This is a genomic window from [Clostridium] hylemonae DSM 15053, from assembly GCF_008281175.1.
Taxonomy (GTDB): domain Bacteria; phylum Bacillota; class Clostridia; order Lachnospirales; family Lachnospiraceae; genus Extibacter; species Extibacter hylemonae.
The window spans coordinates 492004-514329 of sequence record NZ_CP036524.1 but is presented as its reverse complement, the minus strand read 5'-3'; the positions used below and the strand labels follow the sequence as shown (position 1 = coordinate 514329).

Here is a 22326-nt window from a genome sequence, read left to right as displayed (position 1 = left end):
CTTTCTATTCTTTTACAGCTCCTGACATATTATCTACAAAATAGTTCTGCACCAATGTAAACAGCAGCACTGCAGGTACTGCTATGAGCGTACAGGTAGCCATCATTCCTCCCCAGTCTGTGCTTCGCATGCCGACGAAGCTCTGAAGTCCGATGGGAAGCGTATATTTTCCCGGCGTGGTGATGAGATTCACCGCAAACATAAATTCCTGCCATGCCTGTACAAATACGTAGATCGCGGTACATACGATCCCCGGCATCCCAAGGGGAAGCAGTATCTTGAAAAATGCTTTTGTCGGACTTGCCCCGTCGATGGCGGCAGATTCAAACAGCTCTTTCGGTATGCCTGTAAAATGTCCCGTCATCAGTATGAGGGCAATGGGGATGCCGGTTATCGACGCCGTATATGTCAGAATAAGTGAAGCATATGTGTTCTGGATCCCCATCATCCGGTATATCGTCATGAGCGGCACCATCATCGTGATCGTAGGAAGAATCTGCATTATATATAGAAGATTTGTCAGCATCTTTGCCGGAGCAAACTTGAAAAAGCACATGGCATACGCCGCAAACGCCGCGATGATCACAGTCAGCAGCATAGTTGCGATGGTGACGATGAGACTGTTCCTCAAAAATGTAAGTACATCATATTCACGGAATGCCGTGACATAATTATCTAAGGTAAATGTATCCGGAAACAATTTGGGCGGATATGTCAGTATTTCATCCTTCGTCTTAAATGAACTTATGATGATCCAATATACGGGAAATATAATGATACCCAATGTAACGAGCAGTGAAAAATACTGCAAAATCTTTGTTGTCAGCTTTTTATTCATGATACCGCCTCCTTCCTGCTCATTTTCAAAATTGCTGCCCCCGCCTTAACAGCCGCGAAGCATACCAGTATGATCACAAGCGCGATGACACTCAGCGCAGTGGCCTGGGCAAAATTAAAGTTCTGGAATCCGGCCTGCCGGATGAGATACGGCAATGTCGTCGTGGCGCCGGCCGGCCCGCCGTTCGTAAGTATATATATAATTGAAAATGAATTAAAGGACCAGACAAAAAGCAGCATCATACAGCGGCTCAGTATAGGGCCGATCCAGGGCAGCTTGATATACCGGAACGTCTGCAGCGCATTGGCGCCGTCCATCTTAGCCGCTTCTATATAAGAGTCCGGCACAGCGCTCAATTTGGCATATGTCATCACAGCGACAAACGGTGCCGTCCTCCACACATTCGCCATAATGACCATTGCCATGGCAAGGACGCCGTCAAAGAAAAACGACGTGCCGTCCGCAATAAGTCCTGTCTCACGCAGTATATAATATATCATACCTGTATCCGAGGAAAACAGCCATTTCCACACATATGCAGTTACAGATTCCGGTATGATCCACGGCATAAGTATAAAGGCTTTGATGAGGATGCTCCCTTTGATCCGGAAGGTCATTACGATCGCATAGAACATCCCAAGCAGCATGGTCAGGCATACACAGCCGATAATAAAAACAACGGTCAGCCGTATGGCGCTCCATGTGCCCGGATTAGACAGCACATCTGTATAATTTTTTATACCGACAAACTGAAGCTTTCGTCCGTTCATGCTGTAGTTTGTAAAACTGATTCCTATGTTAAGCACAAACGGACAGAGCATAAACAGAAATATCAGAATAAAAAAGGGGGTGCTGTACAAATATGGCATGATATTATTCAGTTTTTTTCTCAAAGTTATCCACTCCTGCCATAAAGGGCCGTACGAGCCGGCCCTCTCTTTTATTTATTGTCATCAATTACTTTCTGAATCGTGTCGTTTGCCAGCTTTGCCGCATCGGAAAGTGATGTCTTATCATCAAATGTGATCTGCTGGAATACAGGGAGGAATGCGGTGGTCATCTCGCTCCTGAGCTGGAAGCCGACCGGTGATATCGCCACGCCATACTGCATCAGATCCTGAAATTCTGGATAATAGCTCTTCTGCTCTTCTGTAAAATGCTCTTCCGCATCTTTTCTTCCGCTTAAGCCTGCTGTCATTTTTCCCGCGTTTTCCGGGTCTGCCTTGTATTCAAGGAACTTAAATGCCATGTCTTTATTTTTTGAATTGGCAAATACTCCGAGATTCCATCCGCTCATAAGCGCTACCTCGCTGCCTGAGCCCTTCGGGAACGGCGCGGTCACGAGCTTGCCTCTCACGTCCTCATTCAGCGCGTCATACATCCAGGCTCCGCCGATGGTACATCCGGCATGCCCTGAATTCAGCGCTTCATACATTGCAGTGTCGTCCATGGTCGCCAGCGTATCTCCATCTATTGTCGCAAAGATTTTTCTCGTGTTCTCGATCCATTTTTCACCGGTCGCGTTATTTAAATCAGCCTTCCAGCTGTCCCCGTCTTCTTTTACAAAGGCTCCGCCGTCGGTGAAAAGAAACAGCCCCATGAGCTGGCACGCGATGGCAGTGGAATTATAGCGCACTGCCAATGGCAGATACCCCTTTGCCTCAGCTTTTTGACAGTAATCAATGAACTCATCGATCGTAGCAGGCGGATTCTCGAATCCGAGATCATTTAACACATCGGAATTATAGATCGTCGTCTGCACGTCTGCCACCTGCGGGATCGCATAAACAGAACCGTCCACCGTATTTCTTTCGATCGTTGAATCGATAAAATCATCAAACTTCAGCGTCTCTGATTTTTCTTCATACTTATCCAGCGGCTCCAGCACACCGGCTTTGGCCATCTGTGACACAAAATCAGTCTCCACAAACACCGCGTCGAAATCATCCCCGCCGCTGGCCGATACATTCATCAGTTTCTGATGCAGCTCCGCGTACGGCGTCTCAACAAAGTTCACTTTTACATTATACTTATCCTCAAAACCTTTGATATTTTCTGTGATCAATCCGCCGTCCGTACCTTCTGTACTTCCGTCAATGAGGATCGTCAATGTCTCTTTTCCTTCTTTTTCGTCCTTCTGTGCGCTTTCCTTTTTCCCACACCCCGCACATGCCGCCAGCATGGATAAAACAAGCGCGATACTAATCAGTTTCTTCCCTTTCATAATAAATCTCCTTTCCTTGTACTGCAGTTACTCTATGTCAATCCAGCAGTTCTTTAAATTGCTTTCATAACATGCCTCCACTATCTTTGTCACATAATATCCCTGGGCAAAATCCGCGTACCGGTACGTGCTGCCGGGTTCCTGTATGGAATGGTAAAAATCTTTCAGCGCGTTTGCCAGCGCATCTGTCCATCCTGCCGGATGACCGTTTGGAAGCACGGCATTCATCCCGGCGTACTCTGTCAGATATTTCCGGTCCGCATACAATATCTCATTTGCGCTGTCTCTCTTCCCTATAAGAAGTCTGTCCGGCCTTTCCTGTTCCCATTCCACAGATTCCTTATTTCCGCTGATGAGTATTTTCATGCCGTTCTTTTTCCCGGCACAGACCTGGCTGATAACAAGCGTTCCCTGCATGCCGTCTTCCATCTGAAACAATATAGAAGCCGCGTCTTCCGTCTCCACCGGAACGATTCCGGCGCGCCCTTCTTTCGGGCCTTCTGCAAACGTTCCTCCTCCTTTATACTGCTTCCGCTCCGGGTACAGTGTAAAATATCTGGCATAAACAGACGTGATCTTTTTCCCTGTTATAAACTGTACCGCGTCAAAGCAGTGGGAGCCGATATCGCCCGCCGCCCTGGAATCCCCACCGATTTCTTTTCGGATCCTCCAGTCAAAATCCGTCTCATACAGAAGCCAGTCCTGCAGGTATTCTGCCTGTATATGGCTTGTCCTGCCAAGCCGCCCCTCCGCAAACCGCCCTTTCATTTCATGTACCATCACATTGTTGCGGTAATTAAAATTTACGGCCGACCGGACTCCCCTTTTGGCTGCCATCTCTGTCAGTTCTTCTGCCTCGGACGATCTCAGTGTAAGAGGTTTTTCGCTGTAGATGTGGCAGCCATGCTCTATGGCCGCTTTATTGATCTCAAAATGCAGATGATTGGGAGAACAATTATGTACTACGTCTATGTCTTCTTTTGCGAGCATCTCCCTGTAATCTGCATAATAGTTAGGAATTCCGTTCTCTTCGCACCAGTTTCCGACAGAGGGATCCGGATCGGATACTGCGGTGATCTTCACGTTCGGCACTCTGCGCACCGCCTCCGCATGCTGTCTTCCAATAAATCCCATGCCTGTGACCGCTGTCTTTAATACGTTCATGTATTATCACCTCCTATATACTGTGACAGATATCTGCGGCTGATGAGAAGCGCCTCTTTGATCCCTTCCGGCGAATATTCAAACGCTTTGTCCTCTATCTCGATACATGCCGCGCCTTCATAGCCTATATCCAGAAGCGCCGCTATATATTCTCCCCAGTCCACATCGCCGTGGCCCGGTATTCTGGGCGTCATATACTGAAGAGGCGGCGCCATCACGCCTACATCCGACAGCCGGTCCTCATGCAGCTTGATATCCTTGTAGTGCACGTGAAAGATCTTGTCGCAGAACTCATATACAGGCCTGATATAGTCCATCTTCTGCCAGACAAAATGCGAGGGATCATAATTCAGCCCGAGATAATCACTCGGAAGGATCGAAAAAAGCTGTCTCCATATCGCCGGAGTAGACGCAAGGTTCTGCCCGCCCGGCCATTCATCTGACGTAAAAAACATCGGACAGTTTTCGATCGCTATGCGTACCTTCTTCTCTTCTGCAAGTCTTACGATCGGCTCCCACACTCTCTCGAACTCTTTCAGGTTGTCCTCCACACTTTTATCTGTCATTCTTCCGATAAACGTGGACACCATGTGTATTCCCATATCGGCGGAAGCACATATAAGTCTTTTCAAGTGCCGGATGACGTATTCTCTCTTTTCAAGGTCCGCATCCATAATGTTGGGGTAATAGGCCAGAGAAGATATCGTTACCCCCCTGTCCCTGCAGTAGCCAAGTACATACTGCATACCTGCGTCATCCAGTTTATCCACATCAATATGTGTGACTCCTGCATATCTCCTGTCGGCTTTCCCCCTCGGCCAGCACGCCATCTCCACACAGGTAAAACCATTCTGCCCGGCGAAGTCCACAACTTCTTCAAAGCTGAGCCCTCCAAGCGCTGCGCTAACAAATCCTTGTCTCATTTCTGTTCCCTTCTTTTTGCGTAAATTTTACATGTTTTTGTGTAAATTATTATGTTTTTATTATAACAATATTGACAGATTTTGCAACATCTTTTATAATATTCGTATAATTGTTGTTTCATTTTCCTGTTTTTTAGTATATTTTGCACAAATCCACGTAAAAATTTTACATATTGAGAAAGGAGTTTTATGAGTTCTTACAAGAAAATCACGATTTCACAGATAGCCGAGACCGCGCAAGTATCGGTAGCTACGGTCTCAAGACTCATCAACAAGACAGGCTATGTAAAACCGGAGACAAGGAAGAAAATACTGGACGCCATGGATGAACTGGACTTTAATCAGAAAAATCCGGATTCCATCCGGAATACCAACTCAATTCTTGTCTGTCTTCCTGACTTTCACAATCCATTTAACGGAGATGTCATAGACGGCATACAGTCCGTCGCCCTGAGCCGTGGATACCAGACCTTTTACTATGAAGCAAAGGATTTTAAAAATGCGCTGTCTGACTACGAGAGTATTCTGAAAAAGCATCAGTTTTCCGGCATACTGCTCGTTCACAATGTGGTGGACCTGGAACTTCTGGACGACCTGCGTCTTCGTTTCCCGGTCGTCATGTGTTCCGAGCACTGTGACAGATCCAACGTATCCTTTGTGTCCATCGATGATAATATCGCGGCGCAGAATGCCATCAATTATCTTATAACGATCGGACGCACGAAGATCGCATTTATCAACAGTATGCTGAAAAACAACTACGCGAAGCACCGGGAGAAGGGGGTACTGCATGCGCTGAAGCACGCGGGGCTTACGTTAAATCTGGACTGGATCGCCCATATAGCGGACATTAATTTTGACATGGCCGTATCTGCCGCCGTCAGTATGCTGTCCATGGAAGAACGGCCGGACGCTTTTTTCTGTGTGTCCGACGTATATGCCGCGGCTGTCATCAAAGCCGCGCACAGCCTGAACCTGCGCGTGCCGGAAGATGTGGCCGTCATGGGATTTGACAACATCAGCCTGGCAACGATGACCGTCCCGTCGCTTACGACGATCAGACAGCCAAGCTTCCAGATCGGCCAGCAGTCGTGCGATATCCTCATAAACCAGATCGAAAATCCGTCCTCCGCCATCAAGCATGTCATACTCGATACAGAGCTAGTGATCCGGGATTCCACTGGCAGCCGGATAAACTGACCGGACAGGATATGTACAAAGCGGCGGCAGGGCCGCAGAGCATTTGCGCTCTGCGGCCCTGCCGCCTGGTCTTGTATGTTACTTATATTTTTCGGTATTTTATTCCAAGCTCATCCAGAATATGTTCTTCCCGCTTCTGGCATGTAAATATGATCACCTGTTTTTTGTTTTCAGCAAGCCATCTCAGCGTATTTTCAAGCCGCACATCGTCATAGTACACAAAGGTATCGTCGAGGATCACCGGGTATTCCTCCTCATGCAGCAGCCCGGCCGACGCCATACGAAGGGCAAAGTACGTCTGCTCTATAGTGCCGCGGCTCACCTGTTCAACAGGTATTTTCCTGCCCCCGCAGATCAGGTTCATATGCAGATCATCTTCTACGACAAGTTTCGTATATCTGCCCCCTGTGATCTCGCTCATGATCTCAGATGCCCTGTCATCCAGTTTCTGCTCCAGCTCCTTTTGCATCCCTGCCGCAAGTTCGCTTAATCTTTCCATGGCAAGCCTGACGCCCTGGATATTACGCTCCTGCTCCCTGGACATACTGCTCACTTCATCCAGCTCTTCGAGCTGTTCCCGCAGATTATCGTACTGCACCTGCTTCTCCCGCAGTTCTTCACAGACATGGTTCATCTCCCATCTGAGCTTCTCAAGGGGTATCTTTTCTTCCTCCGGCGTTATCTCTTCCAGAATGATCTCCGGTTCTGTTTTGACCGTCCTTTTATCTACCTTCATGCGGTTCCACACGTAGATTCCGCACAGAAGAAAGAGGATGATCGCCACGAGATAGTTCCACGGTTTTGGAATAAGCGCGAACGCAAATACAACAACGACCGCGAACAGGACGATCTCGACCGGATGGATGCGCCATTTGTTGGGGCGCAGTTCATCGATCACCCCCTTATTCTCTGGTTCCTCCTGCCTTTCGCGCTCCTTTTTCCTCCGGGATTCCAGCTCCTCACCGATCCGCTCCCGTTCTCCTTCCAGCCGGTGGACGTCGCGCCACACGTAGGAAGCTTCCAGCTCGATCTTCTCTCTTTTGCGGTGCTTCTCCTCCAGGGCCTCCTTGGCTTCCCGCTCCAGCTCCCGGAGCCGGGCCCGCAGGGCGCCGGTCGCTTTTTCCAGATTAATATCACTGCTGCCGGCCGCATAATAATTGGACGCATAGTTCTTAAGCTCTGCGGCCAGCGTCTGTCCCGGTTCTGCCTTCAGCTGTCCGACAGATACGGTGTTGTCATATACCGCCCCGGTGAGTCCGCCCAGAATCATCTCCAGGTCTCCGTCCGCCACAGAAAGTTCTTCCCCGTCATCCTCGCATATGAGTTCCGCGCTCCTGGAATATCTGTCAAAGTTCCTGCTCAGGCAGAAGCTTTTTCCTCCGCTTTCAAACTTCAGTATGCCGGAATAATAATTCGGGTTCTCCCACGGTTCGTACGTGCTGAACGTATCATTGGCGGAGGCTCTTCCTCTCCCCCGCTCCAGCCCGAACAGCATGCATTTTATAAACGTATGTAAAGTAGACTTCCCGGATTCGTTCTCCCCGTACAACAGGTTGACGCCATCGGAAAGCGTTACATTTTTGTCTTTTATTTTTCCAAAATTCTTTACCATCAGTTCTTTAATTCTCATTTAAAGCCTCTTCTCGTCTCCATCAATGCCTGTACACCTTCGCAAAGCGCACAGTATTCGATACTTTCCTTATCCCCGGTGTTCAGGTTCTGAATAAACTTTCCAAGAAGATTTCCCTTGTTCTGTTCGTACAGTCTTTCAAAATCATAGGCCGGTCTCGTATTATCCGCGATCTCAATGATATTTCCGTAAGAGTCCATGTTCGTCAGATCAAATAATATTTCCGGATCTCTCTGTCCGGTCAGTATGATCTTATATATATTTTGAACGCCCTTATCTTCGACCGCGCTCCGTATCGCCCCGCGCACACCGTATCCGGTCATGTTTTCTGTCACCGGTATGTCCATGTGGATATATTCTCTCGCCGCGCACGGGACAAAGGAAGCCGTACAGCCGCTTTCTGTAAGCTCTCCGGAAATATATCCGTGGGCGCCGGTATCGTTCTTGTCTGTCGGCTCCAGTGCGCCGCTGTAATACACTCTATCAGGGATGAGCTGCTGGGGCTTATGGATATGGCCGAACGCCGCATAATCGTACCCGAGTTTCGCGATATCCCCCGCCCGGAACGGTATGTGCTTATCGTCGCCGCCGTGGCCGAGCAGGATCTCATACTTCTGCTTTCCAAAAGGCACTGCGCGGTCATAAGCTCTTTCGGTATTTTCCTTCTGGACGTAGCTCAGGCCGTATACCGCAAGATCAAGCCGTGGAACTTCCACGCATGTGATCTGTTCACTCCGTATCATATGCACATTTTCCGCCCAGGAAAATGTCCGGTAATAGGAATCTTTTTTCAGATAATCATGGTTTCCCGCTATGATAAATACCTCCGTATGGGGAATGCCTGAAAACAGAAAATTTACTTCTTTTAATTCTCTCAGCAGAGGCTGTCGGTGAAACAGATCCCCTGCGATCAGAAGAACGTCCGTCTCATTTTCTCTGCAGGCTTCGATCACTCCCGCGAAGCTATTCCAGATCTCCTGTGTCCTGCTTTTGCTGTATGCGCTTCCTGCGTCCGGGCTTGCACCTAAATGTACGTCTGCGATGTGTATGAACTTCATCTGCTGCTCCTTCTTCCTCTATGTTCTTAGACGGCAGTGTCACGATAAACTGCGTCTTTATGTCGTCACTCTTGGCACGGATCAGGCCTCCGTGAAGCTCCACGATTTCTTTGGCTATCGCCAGTCCGAGTCCCGCGCCCCCGGTGCCGCTCGATCTGGAACCGTCCACACGGTAAAACTTTTCAAAGATCGTCTGAAGCATCGTCCCCGGAATCTTGTCGCCTTCATTGGTAAATATGATCTCTATATCTCCCCGCTTCATCTGGGCGCCGATCTCTATCTTTGTATGATCGTAACAATAGGCTATCGCATTTCTTAATAAATTGTCAAATACGCGGGCCAGCTTGTCCGGATCTCCATATACTTCCAGATTCTCCTCCACCTGCACCTCACACGTCAAATGCTTCTCCTGCAGCACGCCGTACAGTTCATCCGCCAGCTGCTCAAGCATCATGGACAGGTTGATCTCCACCGGCTCCAGTTCGATATCCTGAAGATTATATCTCGTTATGTCAAAAAACTCATTGATAAGCTCCCCGAGCCGTATGGATTTCTCCAGCGACACGTGGATATATTTCGCCCGCTCTTCCTCCGCCATCTCCGGGTAGCTGTCAAGCATCGTCAGGTAAGCTACTATGGAAGTGAGGGGCGTCTTCAGATCATGGGCCAGAAATACAACGAGGTCATTTTTCTTCTTCTCCCCCTCTACCGCCTCCAGCTCCTGACGCTTCAGTGTGGCCTTGATCTCATTGAGCCTGATCTCGATCGGCTTAAGCTCTGTGATAAGATGGATCGGCTCCGTAGAGTCGGACAGGATATTCTCGATCCCTTCCCCCACCTGGTCCAGATATTTTGTCATCTTCGAGAGCGCCACATAGAAAAATAACGCAAATAAGAGCAGAAAACCGACGATCATAAAGAAGGTCTTATTGTTTCCGATAAGCCTCCAGTATAAATCGATCGCCGTCTGCTCTTTGACATTTAGATCCATCATAATACGGACGAACGCCTTGGCAAAGCTGTCATTATAGATACCGTCAATTATATAATTCAGTATAAATCCGCCCACGAGAACAGTAAGTGCTGTGACCAGCACCGTCTGCAGGAGGATACTGAATTTTAACTTCCGATAATTATTCTTCAACCTTATAACCCACTCCCCATACTGTCTTGATGAAATCTGATTTTCCGGTCGGCGCACTCATCTTCTCCCTCAGATGCCTGATATGCACCATCACCGTGTTGTTGCTGTTCTTATAATACTGTTCATTCCACACTTTCTCGAACAGCTCCTCGGAACTGATCACTTTTCCTCTGTTCTCGCAGAGCAGCCAGAGAATATCAAATTCGATCGGCGTGAGCGTCAGCGGAACCTCATTGTAGACGCACTCATGTGAGGTCCTGTTCAGGAAGAGGCCGCCAAAGTCAATGATGTCGCCCTCCTCCCTGCTGCCGTCGTTGTACTGCGTGCAGCGCCGAAGCTGCGCCTTCACGCGGGCCACAAGCTCCAGCGGGTTGAACGGCTTTGGAATATAGTCGTCCGCACCCATCGTCAGTCCCGTTATCTTGTCCATATATTCTGTTTTTGCTGTAAGCATGATGACCGGAAATGTATATTTCCCGCGTATCTGCTTCAGGATCTGGAAGCCGTCTATATCCGGAAGCATGATATCCAGGATCGCCAGGTCGATCTTCATGCTGCCGATGTAATCCAGCGCTTCCTGCCCTGTATAACATTTGTGTACATCGTACTGGTCACTCTGCAGATAAAGTTCGATCACATCTGCAATTTCCTTTTCATCATCTACCACCAATATATTCATACTTACCCTCCAGGTAAATTACAGCTCGCAGTTGTTTACCGTTCTCGGGAATGGAACCACATCGCGGATATTTCCCATACCCGTCAGATACATGATGCACCGTTCAAACCCGAGGCCGAAACCGGAATGTCTCGTGGAACCATATTTTCTGAGGTCAAGATAGAATTCATAATCCTCTTCCTTCAGATCCATCTCCTTCATTCTTGCAAGCAGTTTATCATAGTCGTCTTCTCTCTGGCTCCCCCCGATGATCTCTCCGATACCCGGCACAAGGCAGTCCACAGCCGCAACCGTTTTCCCGTCGTCGTTCTGCTTCATATAAAATGCCTTGATCTCCTTCGGATAATCCGTCACAAATACCGGACGTTTGTATATTTCTTCCGTCAGATAGCGCTCATGCTCTGTCTGAAGGTCTGTCCCCCAGGATACTTTATACTCAAATTTATCGTTGTTCTTCTCCAGGATCTCCACCGCCTCTGTGTAGGTGACTCTCGCAAATTCGGAGGACACTACGTTGTTCAGCCTTTCCAGAAGTCCCTTGTCCACAAATGAATTAAAGAAATTGATCTCTTCCGGCGCCTGCTCCAGCACATAACTGATCACGTATTTCAGCATTGCCTCCGCCAGCATCATATCGTCATCCAGATCCGCAAAGGCCATCTCCGGCTCTATCATCCAGAACTCAGCCGCATGCCGGGTCGTGTTGGAATTCTCCGCCCGAAATGTCGGTCCGAATGTATAGATATTGCGGAACGCCTGGGCATATGTCTCGCCGTTGAGCTGGCCGCTGACCGTCAGGCTTGTCTCTTTGCCAAAGAAGTCCTGGGAATAATCAACCTTTCCGCTGTCGTCTTTCGGAATGCTTTGCATGTCGAGCGTTGTGACGCGGAACATCTCTCCGGCTCCTTCACAGTCGCTTCCCGTTATGATCGGGGTATGAACGTAGACAAACCCTCTCTCCTGGAAGAACTTGTGGAGCGCATATGCCGTGAGGGAACGCACGCGGAATACAGCCTGGAATGTATTGGTCCTCGGGCGCAGGTGCGCGATCGTTCTCAGATACTCAAAGCTGTGGCGTTTCTTCTGGAGCGGATAGTCCGGCGCGGACGCTCCTTCCACTGTTATCTCTTTTGCCTGTATCTCAAATGGCTGCTTTGCCTGAGGCGTTGCTACAAGTGTACCCGTCACTATGATAGCGGCCCCTACGTTAAGCCGGGATATCTCATCAAAATTATCCATCGTATTGTGGTACACTACCTGCAGCGGCTCAAAAAAGGTCCCGTCATTCACGACGATAAATCCAAATGCCTTGGAATCCCGGATACTGCGCACCCATCCCCCGACTGTAATGTCCTTGTCCAGATATTCTTCTCTGTTTTTATACAATTCTCTGATAGTTATCAAATCCATACCAACTGACTCCTTTATATTATTCATGTTGTCATTATAACACATCCGTCAAGGAGGGTGAATTGAAATTTACATCTATTATATAATTGAATCTGCGGCGCAGCTCCGGTTCTGCCTGCCCTGACACACTTCCTGGGGATCTTTCGGACATTCCTTGCATTTATCCCCTTTCTGTGCTATACTACAAACCGTTCAGGAGCCCATAAAACCAAGGTCTGAAGGGCTGTAACTACCGAGTGTTCGAGACCTTCCACTCGTAAAACAAAACTAAAGGAGAAAGAAAATGAACAACAAGAATATCTCATTTATGACACAAGCAGCCATGATAGCTGCTATCTATGTGGTGCTCACTTATTTCTTTGCACCGTTCTCATTCGGAGAAGTCCAGGTAAGAATCGCAGAAGCTCTGACGATCCTTCCGCTGTTTACCCCCGCCGCCATCCCGGGATTATTCGTGGGATGCCTCATCGGAAACATACTTGGGGGCGCCATACTTCCGGACATCATCTTTGGAAGCCTCGCAACCCTGATCGGTGCAGTATTCACCCGCCGCCTGCAAAACAACAATAAGTTCCTCGCTCCGCTGCCCCCTATAGCCGCTAATACCATCATCGTGCCGTTTGTCCTGCGTTTCGGTTACGGCGTAGCGCTGCCGGTTCCACTTATGATGCTCACTGTAGGGATCGGAGAAATTGTATCCTGCGGCGTACTTGGAATGGTTTTATACTTTGCTTTAAATAAATATAAAAATATGGTTTTTAAGCCCTGTTATTAAACGGGGACACGTCAAAACGAATTGGGGACGGGGGTTTTTTAAAAAACCCCCGTCCCCAATTCGTTTTGACGTGTCCCTATTTGATATATCCTATATACGCGTGGCCGCTGCCCTGTGTCATTTCGTCAATGCCTTCGTATGACGCATTCCTTTTCTCACCGCTGGCGGTATCTACATAACTAATCGTACTTTCTGTATAACCGGTAAGGATTATGGATGTGGATGCATCCAGCATGGCGATGACCGGTATATCCTGATTGATGACGTATAGCAATTGTTCCGTCGTACATCCGGTGTAATCCATTCCTCTATCCTTCGATATTTCATTCATTATCTCTATCGGGGCATCCCCGGCGTTCAGACGTTCTCTCACAGACTGGATCTCGTTGTCTTTTCCTGTGATGGCATGCTGCAGGTCTCTGTTTCCCCGCTCCCATATATAAGACTGGCGGGAGGATATGACGACGCCGTTATATTCATTCGCCTTCTGTATTGCGGCGCCTGCTTTTTCATATATGCCCTGCAGTTCTCCATAACCGTACACATAACATTTGGCGGCTGCATCTACGTCGTCAAACGTTATAGCGGTAGGATTTTCAAAGAGGACTTGTTTGGGCTTCAGCACTTTTGGCTCTTTATCGGAGATTCCGTCGGCGTAAGTGAGCCGGTACTGTGTCTCTTTTAATTCTGTCACATATGATTCAAGATAAATATTACTCTCTTCTTTTTCTTCATTGTTCGTAATATAATCATCCGCGATTCCTGTATACGTGCTTCCGTCTTTTCTGACTCTGGAAAGGGTGATCATATTATTGTCAAATTCAGCTTCAAGCACATATATATCTTTTTGTTCATATGTCTTTATGACTTTACTCTTCCCATTTTGTATTTCTGTCTTATAAAGGGGCACTACGGTCTCCCCGGAAACTGTTTTTCCGGTATCTGACGTCCTGGCAACTCCATATACAAAATCATTTTTTACAAATCCAAGAGGACGTACAACTTCACCGTCCGCGCATGTCACTTTACGCTTCTTGCCATTTGCGAAATTGATAACCTGTATTTCCGTTGCCTCCGTCAGCTTTCCGTTGGACTGATACGCTATCATATGGCCATCGTCAGAGACTACATACTGCCCTTCCTGCAGCCCTTTTACTATAACTTCCTTCGTCTCTTTCCCTTTTTTCTCTACGTTTACTTCATAGAGGGTCCCATCGACCATTACATACAGCATGTCTTTATCCACGCTGTAGTAGACGAATCTGCCGAGTTCATACACTGCCGTGCCGTACGACTTATCACTTGATATAAATGCCTTCTCCTCCACGGAGTTCTGGTCTATATTGTAATAATAGATGGCAACGCCCACTTCGCCTTCATGTTCTCCCCTGTTCATGTAACCGTACACTGCGAACGTTACATTTCCCTCGTCGTCCGATGCCAGAAGCTTTACTTCATGCTTTGCCGTCAGACTTCTTACGTCTGTATTTTCAGCGTCGGAAAAGCTGAACACAAGGGAGAGCTCGTCCGTATCTTTATTATAATTCCACAGCTCGTCTGCCTGCACGAAGGAGACTATGCTGCCGTCCTTGCTCACCATATACTGCACATCATGTGATGTGATCCCGAGCAGAACGCCTTTCTCACTCAGCACTTTCCTGGTCGGATCAAAGATCTGTTCCATTGTCCTGTCATAGTCGAGCAGATATGTCTTCTGCGCATCTGCAATATGGCGGACGCGGAAGAATTCTTTCGCTTTATATACATCCTCTTCGTTCTCCTCCCCTTTGCAGCGCACCTTATATTCCAGCTGCACGGAGGTGTATGTGCTGTTTGTCTCCTTGATGTACCAGCGCTCGCCGCCTTCTACCGACGGCTCAAGGCTTCCCCATGTCACCTGATTATAATCGGAATGGATCGTCACATGTTGAAATGTGGAATTATCTCCTTCCTCATTTGGCTCTATTGCCGCCCCGACGCCGGTTCCTTCTGCCTTAGCCAGCGCATTTTCATGAAAATCACTGATATAATTCAGACATTCTGCCACATTGTCATTGGAAGAATCTGCGATACGTGTATAAAAATATACAGATCTGTCTCCATCCAGACTCAGCACGATCTCCAGTACCCGCTCCTGCGAGAGCAGTTCCCCGCCGGTCAGCTCCAGACTGACATTTTTCCCGGCCTTTTTCACTTTCTTTTCAAACAGCTTATCTTTCCCGTCCAGCGTGTACACCGCATATTTAAGCCTGTTGATCTTATTGTCATAGGCCTCAATGTTAAGATCCAGCGACTGTCCGCTTACCGGCGTGATAGTATCTCTCATGGATGGTATGTCCATCTTCTTGGCATAGCCTGACAACAGATTGACATTAAACCCTTCACAGGAAAATGATACCTGCGGATAGGTCGTCACTCCCATATCTGCCGTCATATTGTCGTTTCCACGATTTGTGATAAAACTGAATACAAATACAGCCGCAATAAAAACCGCTGTTAATATGCCGGCGTTGATCAATCGGTTCTTTATGTTCATTACAGTTCCCCTTTTTCATCTAACAACCTGCCCAAGGCTGGTGATACATGAAGAAATTCTTCACATATATTTATTGTATCCTGATTTTCCCCTTTTCTTCCCGTCTTCACCGCACGAATCAAAATATTTTTCGGCGTGTGCTCCATATCGATAAATTCCAGTATCTGGGCGTCATACCCCCTGCTCACAAGATATTCCGCGCGCAGTCCGTCGGTGACCAAAGCCGCAAAACGCTCTTTTAAAAGCCCGTACTTCATAACCGGGCCGAGCACATCATTTTTTATCTGGCTGTTCAGTTCATGCTGGCAGCACGGCACAGACAGGATGACCTTCGCATCCCAGCCGACTGCCTTTGCCAGCGCATAGTCGGTCGCTGTGTCGCACGCGTGAAGCGTAACGACCATATCCACCTTATCCGCCCCTGTATAGTCGGCTATATCTCCTTCTAAAAAATGAAGCTTGCTGTATCCGTACTTTTCACTCAGCTCATTGCATCGGCGGATCACGTCGCTCTTTAAATCCAGTCCGATTATTCTTACATCATACCCTTTCAGCTCATGCAGATAATAATACATCGCAAATGTAAGGTAAGACTTCCCACATCCAAAGTCAAGGATGGAAACCTCTTTCCCCTTGTCAAGCTGAGGCAGAATATCTTCAATAAACTCCAGAAAACGGTTGATCTGCCGAAATTTGTCGAATCTGGCATTCACGACCTTACCGTCCTCTGTCATGACCCCCAGATCTTTGAGAAACGGAACAGCGACACCTTCTTTAAGTATATACTGTTTCTTCCTGTTATGGCTTATATCCGCCGGACCGGCTTCCTTTTTCCGGCTTTTTCTCCTGACCGTGACCTTGCCCTTCTTGCTTATAAGTACCGTATAAAGCGCCTCCGAAGTCTCCAGCTGCATCTGCTTCATATTCTCCATCTGTTCCGCTATTATAAAGCCGGCTTCCTCCATCGCCGCATTCCGGTGAAATGCCTGATTGCCCTTGAATACCTCCAGCTGGATCATCCGTTCATCCTTAATGAGAACAGGGCGCACCTTTATCTTGGACGGCCCGTCCGCCTTCCTCGGATTACTCAAAACCGCGTTTAAAAAAGTATCGTTTAAATTTTCGTTTAATAATTTTATTATCTCTTCCATAATAGTATATTGTACTGTTTTTTCCATATATAAGCAAGTTGGGGACGGGGGTTTTTTAAAAAACCCCCGTCCCCAACAAAAATCATTCGTTTTCCACATTTTCCACAGCTTTTGCCACACGCGGAAATGTTATCGTCACTTTGAACAGGTCGCCGTCCAGATACAAGTCAAACGATCCGCCCTGCATGGATGTCAGGCTCTTGGCTATGGATAATCCGAGACCGCTGCCTTCCGTGCTTCTGGACACATCCCCCCGCAGAAATCTCTCCGTCAGTTCGTCGGCTGTAAAATTAAGCGGCTGGTCTGATACGTTTTTCAGACTGAAGGTTATTGTCGAATCCGTGATCCTCAGATCAGCGTACACCCGGGTTCCTTCCATCGCGTATTTGGCGGCATTGTTGTATATATTTTCCAGCACGCGCCACATGCGTCTTCCGTCGGCACGTATGACCGCCTCTTCTTCCGGCAGGTTCAGCACCTCATTCAGATTTCTCTGCGTAAACTTCTCTTCAAATTCGCCGCTCGTCTGCTGTATCATCTCGACCAGATTTATATTCATAAAGTCCAGTGTTATATTCCCGGAGCTTACCTTGGACGCCTCGACAACATCTTCGGTCAGCGTTTTCAGCCGCTGTGCCTTGGCCTCCAGAACTTCCAGGTATCTCTGTATCTTCGGATCCTCCAGGTGTTCCAGCTTGAGCAGATCTATATAATTGATGATCGAAGTGAGCGGTGTCTTTATATCGTGGGACACATTTGTTATGAGATCTGTCTTCAGCCGTTCACTCTTCATGCTTTCTTCCAGCGCCGCGTCAAGGCCTTCCCCGATGGAATTCACCCTCTCTGCCAGCATCAGCTGCTCGCCTTTCAGACCGTCGAGCGGTATCTTGTAATTGACTTCTCCGGATGAGATATGCTCAATACCCGACCGGATCTTCTGCCGGGCAATGGACATGCGTACAAGGTAAATGAACGCCAGCGCCTCCACGATCAGCATGACCAAAAACCAGAACCAGTTGACAATAGCGCCGCTGAGCACTGCCAGCCAATGTACGAACCCGAACAGGCAGAACAGTATCACCGTCTTCCATACGAAATGCATATTGACAAACAGCTGCTTTATAAAGCTGCACAGACTTTTTATTATACTGTTGCTCCACACGGTTCTCGTCTTTATCCTGCGCACAAGACTCATATACCCTATCAGGAACAGCCCGCATGTGTATGCGGCTACGATACCGCTTCGCACCACGCCTGGAATTGCATTATAGCTGTATACGGCCATGGCATAAGTATCACTGTAATCCGGAACCTGACCCGCAAAATATTGAGAAATGCCGCTTCCCACAAACAGCACCGGCCCGATCCACAGCATTATCACTAATGCGGCGGCAAGCTCTGTCTTCCACCGGTCAAACCAGTTGAGGTGCAGTTCTTCGTCTCTGTTATTTCTGCCAGCTATAATCGTCAGCCAGACGATCCCCACCATAAACAGGATCGCTGATGTAAGGCCAAGGATCGCTATGCCCTGGATCCGGGAACCATATTTCTCATATATTTTATTTTGAGAATAAAAACTGTCCTGGATCGGATAGGACGTATCCACACCTACCGCATATACAAAATTCTCTTTTGCCGGCCCGCTGAACCTTACAAGGTCTTTCCATGTAGCTGCGTCTTCGTTCTCAATATTTGATGAAAAGTCAGACAGCTTCGGCTTTACGATCAGATATTTCCCGTTCTTTGCCATCGCCTTGAGACTTTCATCCAGCCTGCTGAAGTCCTTGTATTCTTCTTTGTTTGTATATATCTTTTTATTTACCGTATCTGCATACAGATAGACTAGATTCGTGTCCCCCTCTTTCCAGCTGTTCTCCCACGACTCATATGTTTCCGTCCGGTTATATATGTTGTATAAGCTGCCCTCCAGCATCTGGAATACATCGTTGAGCTTCCCGTTCCATGCCGGGTTCTCATTTGCTATCTCAAGCAGGTTTGCCGCACCGAGGGGCGCATATTTTTCTTCGATCTGATATCCGTCATAATTCCAACAGTCTATAAATTCAATTTTGCCTTCCCGGTTCTGCAGGCCCTTGAATTCAGCTTCTGTTTCTGTGCTGTACATTACGTCGCTTCTTCCGCCGTTGCGAAGCTCGTATAGGATCTGGTCTGAAGACACCTCCTCACCGCTGGAGTTATTTGCGATCACAAAACTCAGTTCCCCGTCATTGACAAGTTGTTCCAGCTCTGCAAAATAATAATACCGGAATGTTCCGTCCGACCGCTTACATACAATAATCGGTTCTTTACTGTCATCTATGATATTGCCGTCCGAATAAGGAGAGCTTTCCGCCCATTTTCTCAGATCCCCCAGTCTGTAAGCCAGACCGCTGCTGTTTTTATTATTGATATTATCATTATCATAAAATTCTTTTATATCTACAATACGTTCCGGATCGTATCTGCCCTCTGTCTCAAATAGTCCCCGCGTGTTAACGCCTTCCAGTATTCCGGTCGTGGCCGTCTGAAGCTGGCCGCTGAACGCAGTAGAATCCTCAAACTTTTTGGCCGCATGCCCTGAAAACAGATCCCCCATCAAAGCGGGATATGTCAGAACCCAGACCAGACTGGCTGCAGCTACAACTGCAAGGACATGTTCCGCCACGATCAAGATCCCTTTTGTCAGATTGGTCTTATACCATTGATTCATATAAACTCCCTTCTAAAGTTTCTCCACCTTATATCCGACCCCCCAGACCACTTTCAGATAACGCGGCTCCTTTGGATTGATTTCTATCTTCTCTCGAATATGTCTGATATGTACCGCCACCGTATTATCTACTCCAATGGCATCTTCATTCCAGATATTTTCATATATCTGGTCAATGGAGAACACTTTTCCCTGATTTTTTACGAGCAGCAACAAAATATTATATTCGATCGGCGTAAGCTTAACAAGCTCGCCATCCACCGTGACCTCTTTGAGATCGTCATTGATAGACAGACCCCCAACCTCATATACCGCCTGACTGTCACCGCTTACTGTACTTCCAAGCTGAGTGTACCTGCGAAGCTGGGATTTGACTCTCGCGACAAGTTCCAGCGGGTTAAATGGTTTTGTGACATAATCATCCGCTCCCACATTCAGGCCAAGTATCTTATCTGCGTCTTCTGATTTTGCAGATAGGATAATAATAGGCATATTATTTTGTTCCCGTATCTTAAGGGTGGCTCTGATTCCATCAAGTCTTGGCATCATGACATCAATGATCAGAAGATCTACTTTTTCTGACTGCAGCACTTTAAGCGCCTCTTCACCGTCATATGCCTTTAATACTTCATAACCTTCCTGTGTCAAATATATATCGATCGCTTCCACGATCTCTCTGTCGTCATCACATACTAATATTTTAGACATTTTCATCACCTCCCTTATACTATACAAGAATAGCAGGGAATTTTTAAGAGCTTCGACAGAAATTTCTTAAGATTGTATGAAAAAGGCCCGGATCCTTTCAGAATCCAGGCCTTTAAACAACATTTTGATCAGTATAAGATAATACCGGCGTTATATCGGAGACAAATAATCAGAATACCGGATCCCGTCGCATGTGCTTACAGGGCTGCGTCACAGGCGGCCACCGGTATCCATGTCATTTCTATTTCTCAGTTCCGGCAGATACGGCTGCCCCACACGGACAAAATCCCAGTTTCATCCCGTAGTATCATTGGAATCCGAAATCTCCAAGCAACTCTGGCCTGTATGGCCTATGCACAGTTATAAAACCGGACTAATCACTCTCCCGCTGTCCGCACGAGACAGACCGCACTCCGAAACTGATATTTATATCCCCGTCAGAGCCGGCATTATCTTTTTTTATCATATCGCGCTTTTTTAATCTGCACAATCCTTTTTATGTCATATAATAATATTTTTATAAGATTATACCCTTATAGTCGTTCCTGCGTATATCAGGTTCGGGTTCTGGATCCCGTTCAGCCGCTGAAGTTCCGCCACTGTAGTGCCAAAGCGCAGCGCGATCCCGCTCAGCGTATCCCCTGATTTGATCGTATAATACCGCGCGGAAGTTTCATAATGTCCGACCGGGATCCGTATCTTCTGGCCTGCATAGATCAGATTTGGGTTTTCAATATTATTATAAGAAGCCAGTGTCTGATATGTCGTACCGTACCTGGCTGCTATACTGCTCAGATTATCCCCCGGCTTCACTGTATATATAATGACATCTGCCGGAGAAGACGGCGACGGCGCAGGCGTCGTGACTTCTCCTTTTATTTTGTTTAACCCTGCTTTGGAGATCACACTTGCCAGATCATAATACGCAATATTTTGGTCTACATTTCCCGAGATACCGCTTATACTCCCGCTGTCGCTGTACTGCCACATCGCCATACCGCTGGCGGACGGCTCATTCGCGTACTGCGCATACCACAATGCATATTTTTTTCTCAATGACGCGTCAAACATACGGTTTAAAAAGTCCAGATTACTGTAGTACATCGCAAAATAGCCGAGCTCTTCGACCCTGCTGCAAAATGCGTTCACCAGACTTGAAGCCAGCTGCCGGGTGACCGTTACGCCCTCGCCCGCCGCATAATTGACAGATGCATATTCAAAATCAAAGCATACCGGATACTGAACTTCATAATTTTCAACTGCCTGTATACAATACTCTGCTTCTCTCTTTGCCATCTCTTCCGTATATGCGTAAGAAAACCAGTATACGCCAAAAGGAATGCCACGTCTGCTGCATTCCTGCGCATTTCTTGTAAACTCAGGATCTATATTGCCCTGTCCGTATCCGGCGCGTATCATTACAAACTGGGTGCCTGTACTTTTTACATTTGTCCAATTTATATTACCCTGAAACTGACTTACATCGATTCCATGAATACTCATACTTATTACCTCTATACTTTTTTTATTATTTTATGCTTCATTTTGAATACTGTGTCGAAACTTAAAACGCTATGCTGTATTATATAGCTGGTGTGTTGAGGCATATCCGCAGTTTTTCAATGTAAAGTCAGCAACTTGGGGGAACGAACTATGAGAGAACGAGAAATCCAACGATTGGTCCGCACACTGGGTATAGGTGCAACTTACCGGGGATACCGGTATCTTAATTTCGGGATCAAGCTATGTATGCAGGACGAAAATTATCTTCTGTCCGTAAGCAAACTGCTTTATCCGCAGATAGCAAAAAAATACCAGGCTACAAGCAGCAGTGTTGAACGGGATATCCGTACGGTCATCAATGTATGCTGGGAAAGAGGCAACCGGCAGCTGCTCGAGGACATTTCTCTGCGCCCGCTGAATACCAGACCGACTTCCAGCGTATTTCTGGATATACTGGTCCATTATCTGAGACAGGACTGTCTGGATAAGCTATAATACAACAATTTGACTGTACTTACCTTTCCCCGCGTAAACAGACTGAGACAGGGCGGACAGCCGTCTCTCAGTCTGTTTGTAATTTCTGTCTCTGCCTTAAGCGCTTCTTAAGATTCACTTAAGGAATTTTCGATTTCTTTTAGATTATTAACATACTTTAGACATATTTACCCTATAT

The 22326-nt window shown here is 47.3% G+C and carries 18 protein-coding genes; 3 read left to right on the top strand and 15 right to left on the bottom strand.

Annotated features, from left to right (window positions below; genetic code table 11):
* Positions 1-4: 4 nt before the first annotated feature.
* Genes LAJLEIBI_RS02430 through LAJLEIBI_RS02410 form a run of 5 tightly spaced genes read right to left on the bottom strand, consistent with a single transcriptional unit; the run spans position 5 to position 5149 of the window.
* Positions 5-838: a carbohydrate ABC transporter permease gene (locus LAJLEIBI_RS02430; RefSeq protein ID WP_006444625.1), complete on the bottom strand. Its 834-nt coding sequence runs from the start codon at positions 836-838 to the stop codon at positions 5-7.
* Positions 835-1731 carry a carbohydrate ABC transporter permease gene (locus tag LAJLEIBI_RS02425; protein WP_040435860.1) on the bottom strand — a complete coding sequence of 299 codons (897 nt, stop codon included), beginning with the start codon at positions 1729-1731 and terminating at the stop codon, positions 835-837. The genes LAJLEIBI_RS02430 and LAJLEIBI_RS02425 overlap by 4 nt, the downstream gene beginning before the upstream one ends.
* A gap of 47 nt (positions 1732-1778) precedes the next feature.
* Positions 1779-3062 carry an ABC transporter substrate-binding protein gene (locus LAJLEIBI_RS02420; protein WP_006444627.1) on the bottom strand — a complete coding sequence of 428 codons (1284 nt, stop codon included), beginning with the start codon at positions 3060-3062 and terminating at the stop codon, positions 1779-1781.
* Positions 3063-3089: 27 nt separating this feature from the next.
* Positions 3090-4226: a Gfo/Idh/MocA family protein gene (locus tag LAJLEIBI_RS02415; RefSeq protein WP_006444628.1), complete on the bottom strand. Its 1137-nt coding sequence runs from the start codon at positions 4224-4226 to the stop codon at positions 3090-3092.
* Positions 4223-5149 (bottom strand): sugar phosphate isomerase/epimerase family protein, encoded by a 927-nt coding sequence (locus LAJLEIBI_RS02410; protein WP_006444629.1) that lies wholly within the window; start codon positions 5147-5149, stop codon positions 4223-4225. The genes LAJLEIBI_RS02415 and LAJLEIBI_RS02410 overlap by 4 nt, the downstream gene beginning before the upstream one ends.
* A 189-nt stretch (positions 5150-5338) precedes the next feature.
* Here LAJLEIBI_RS02410 and LAJLEIBI_RS02405 point away from each other — a divergent pair, with 189 nt between their 5' ends.
* Complete coding sequence (locus LAJLEIBI_RS02405; protein ID WP_006444631.1) at positions 5339-6349, top strand: LacI family DNA-binding transcriptional regulator; 1011 nt, start codon at positions 5339-5341, stop codon at positions 6347-6349.
* A gap of 82 nt (positions 6350-6431) precedes the next feature.
* Here the strand turns inward: LAJLEIBI_RS02405 and LAJLEIBI_RS02400 are convergent, their stop codons facing one another.
* Genes LAJLEIBI_RS02400 through asnS form a run of 5 tightly spaced genes read right to left on the bottom strand, consistent with a single transcriptional unit; the run spans position 6432 to position 12270 of the window.
* Positions 6432-7979 (bottom strand): ATP-binding protein, encoded by a 1548-nt coding sequence (locus LAJLEIBI_RS02400; protein WP_006444632.1) that lies wholly within the window; start codon positions 7977-7979, stop codon positions 6432-6434.
* Positions 7976-9037 carry a metallophosphoesterase family protein gene (locus LAJLEIBI_RS02395; RefSeq protein WP_040435862.1) on the bottom strand — a complete coding sequence of 354 codons (1062 nt, stop codon included), beginning with the start codon at positions 9035-9037 and terminating at the stop codon, positions 7976-7978. The genes LAJLEIBI_RS02400 and LAJLEIBI_RS02395 overlap by 4 nt, the downstream gene beginning before the upstream one ends.
* A complete protein-coding gene (locus LAJLEIBI_RS02390) occupies positions 8943-10181 on the bottom strand; it encodes a sensor histidine kinase (RefSeq protein ID WP_006444634.1) in 1239 nt (412 codons plus the stop codon). The genes LAJLEIBI_RS02395 and LAJLEIBI_RS02390 overlap by 95 nt, the downstream gene beginning before the upstream one ends.
* A complete protein-coding gene (vanR, locus tag LAJLEIBI_RS02385) occupies positions 10171-10860 on the bottom strand; it encodes a VanR-ABDEGLN family response regulator transcription factor (RefSeq protein WP_006444635.1) in 690 nt (229 codons plus the stop codon). Before vanR ends, LAJLEIBI_RS02390 begins: the two co-directional genes overlap by 11 nt.
* 18 nt (positions 10861-10878) lie before the next feature.
* Positions 10879-12270: an asparagine--tRNA ligase gene (gene asnS / locus LAJLEIBI_RS02380; protein WP_040435863.1), complete on the bottom strand. Its 1392-nt coding sequence runs from the start codon at positions 12268-12270 to the stop codon at positions 10879-10881.
* Positions 12271-12553: 283 nt separating this feature from the next.
* Between asnS and LAJLEIBI_RS02375 the strand changes: the two genes are divergently transcribed.
* Positions 12554-13045: a QueT transporter family protein gene (locus tag LAJLEIBI_RS02375; protein WP_006444637.1), complete on the top strand. Its 492-nt coding sequence runs from the start codon at positions 12554-12556 to the stop codon at positions 13043-13045.
* Between the two features lie 76 nt (positions 13046-13121).
* On the opposite strand, the gene LAJLEIBI_RS02370 is transcribed toward LAJLEIBI_RS02375, so the two are convergent.
* The 5 genes from LAJLEIBI_RS02370 to LAJLEIBI_RS02350 all read right to left on the bottom strand — a co-directional run bounded on the left by LAJLEIBI_RS02370 (position 13122) and on the right by LAJLEIBI_RS02350 (position 21653).
* The gene (locus LAJLEIBI_RS02370; protein ID WP_006444638.1) at positions 13122-15581 is read right to left on the bottom strand and encodes a hypothetical protein; all 2460 of its coding nucleotides are present in this window, start codon (positions 15579-15581) and stop codon (positions 13122-13124) included.
* The gene (locus LAJLEIBI_RS02365; RefSeq protein WP_040435865.1) at positions 15581-16732 is read right to left on the bottom strand and encodes a class I SAM-dependent methyltransferase; all 1152 of its coding nucleotides are present in this window, start codon (positions 16730-16732) and stop codon (positions 15581-15583) included. Before LAJLEIBI_RS02365 ends, LAJLEIBI_RS02370 begins: the two co-directional genes overlap by 1 nt.
* Before the next feature lie 82 nt (positions 16733-16814).
* On the bottom strand, positions 16815-19442 hold the full coding sequence (locus LAJLEIBI_RS02360; RefSeq protein ID WP_006444640.1) for a sensor histidine kinase: 2628 nt from the start codon (positions 19440-19442) through the stop codon (positions 16815-16817).
* A gap of 12 nt (positions 19443-19454) precedes the next feature.
* Complete coding sequence (locus LAJLEIBI_RS02355; RefSeq protein ID WP_040435866.1) at positions 19455-20150, bottom strand: response regulator transcription factor; 696 nt, start codon at positions 20148-20150, stop codon at positions 19455-19457.
* 525 nt (positions 20151-20675) lie between these two features.
* A complete protein-coding gene (locus LAJLEIBI_RS02350) occupies positions 20676-21653 on the bottom strand; it encodes a LysM peptidoglycan-binding domain-containing protein (protein WP_006444643.1) in 978 nt (325 codons plus the stop codon).
* Positions 21654-21803: 150 nt separating this feature from the next.
* On the opposite strand from LAJLEIBI_RS02350, the gene LAJLEIBI_RS02345 reads away from it, so the two are divergent.
* The gene (locus LAJLEIBI_RS02345; protein ID WP_040435868.1) at positions 21804-22148 is read left to right on the top strand and encodes a sporulation initiation factor Spo0A C-terminal domain-containing protein; all 345 of its coding nucleotides are present in this window, start codon (positions 21804-21806) and stop codon (positions 22146-22148) included.
* The last annotated feature ends 178 nt before the right edge of the window (positions 22149-22326 follow it).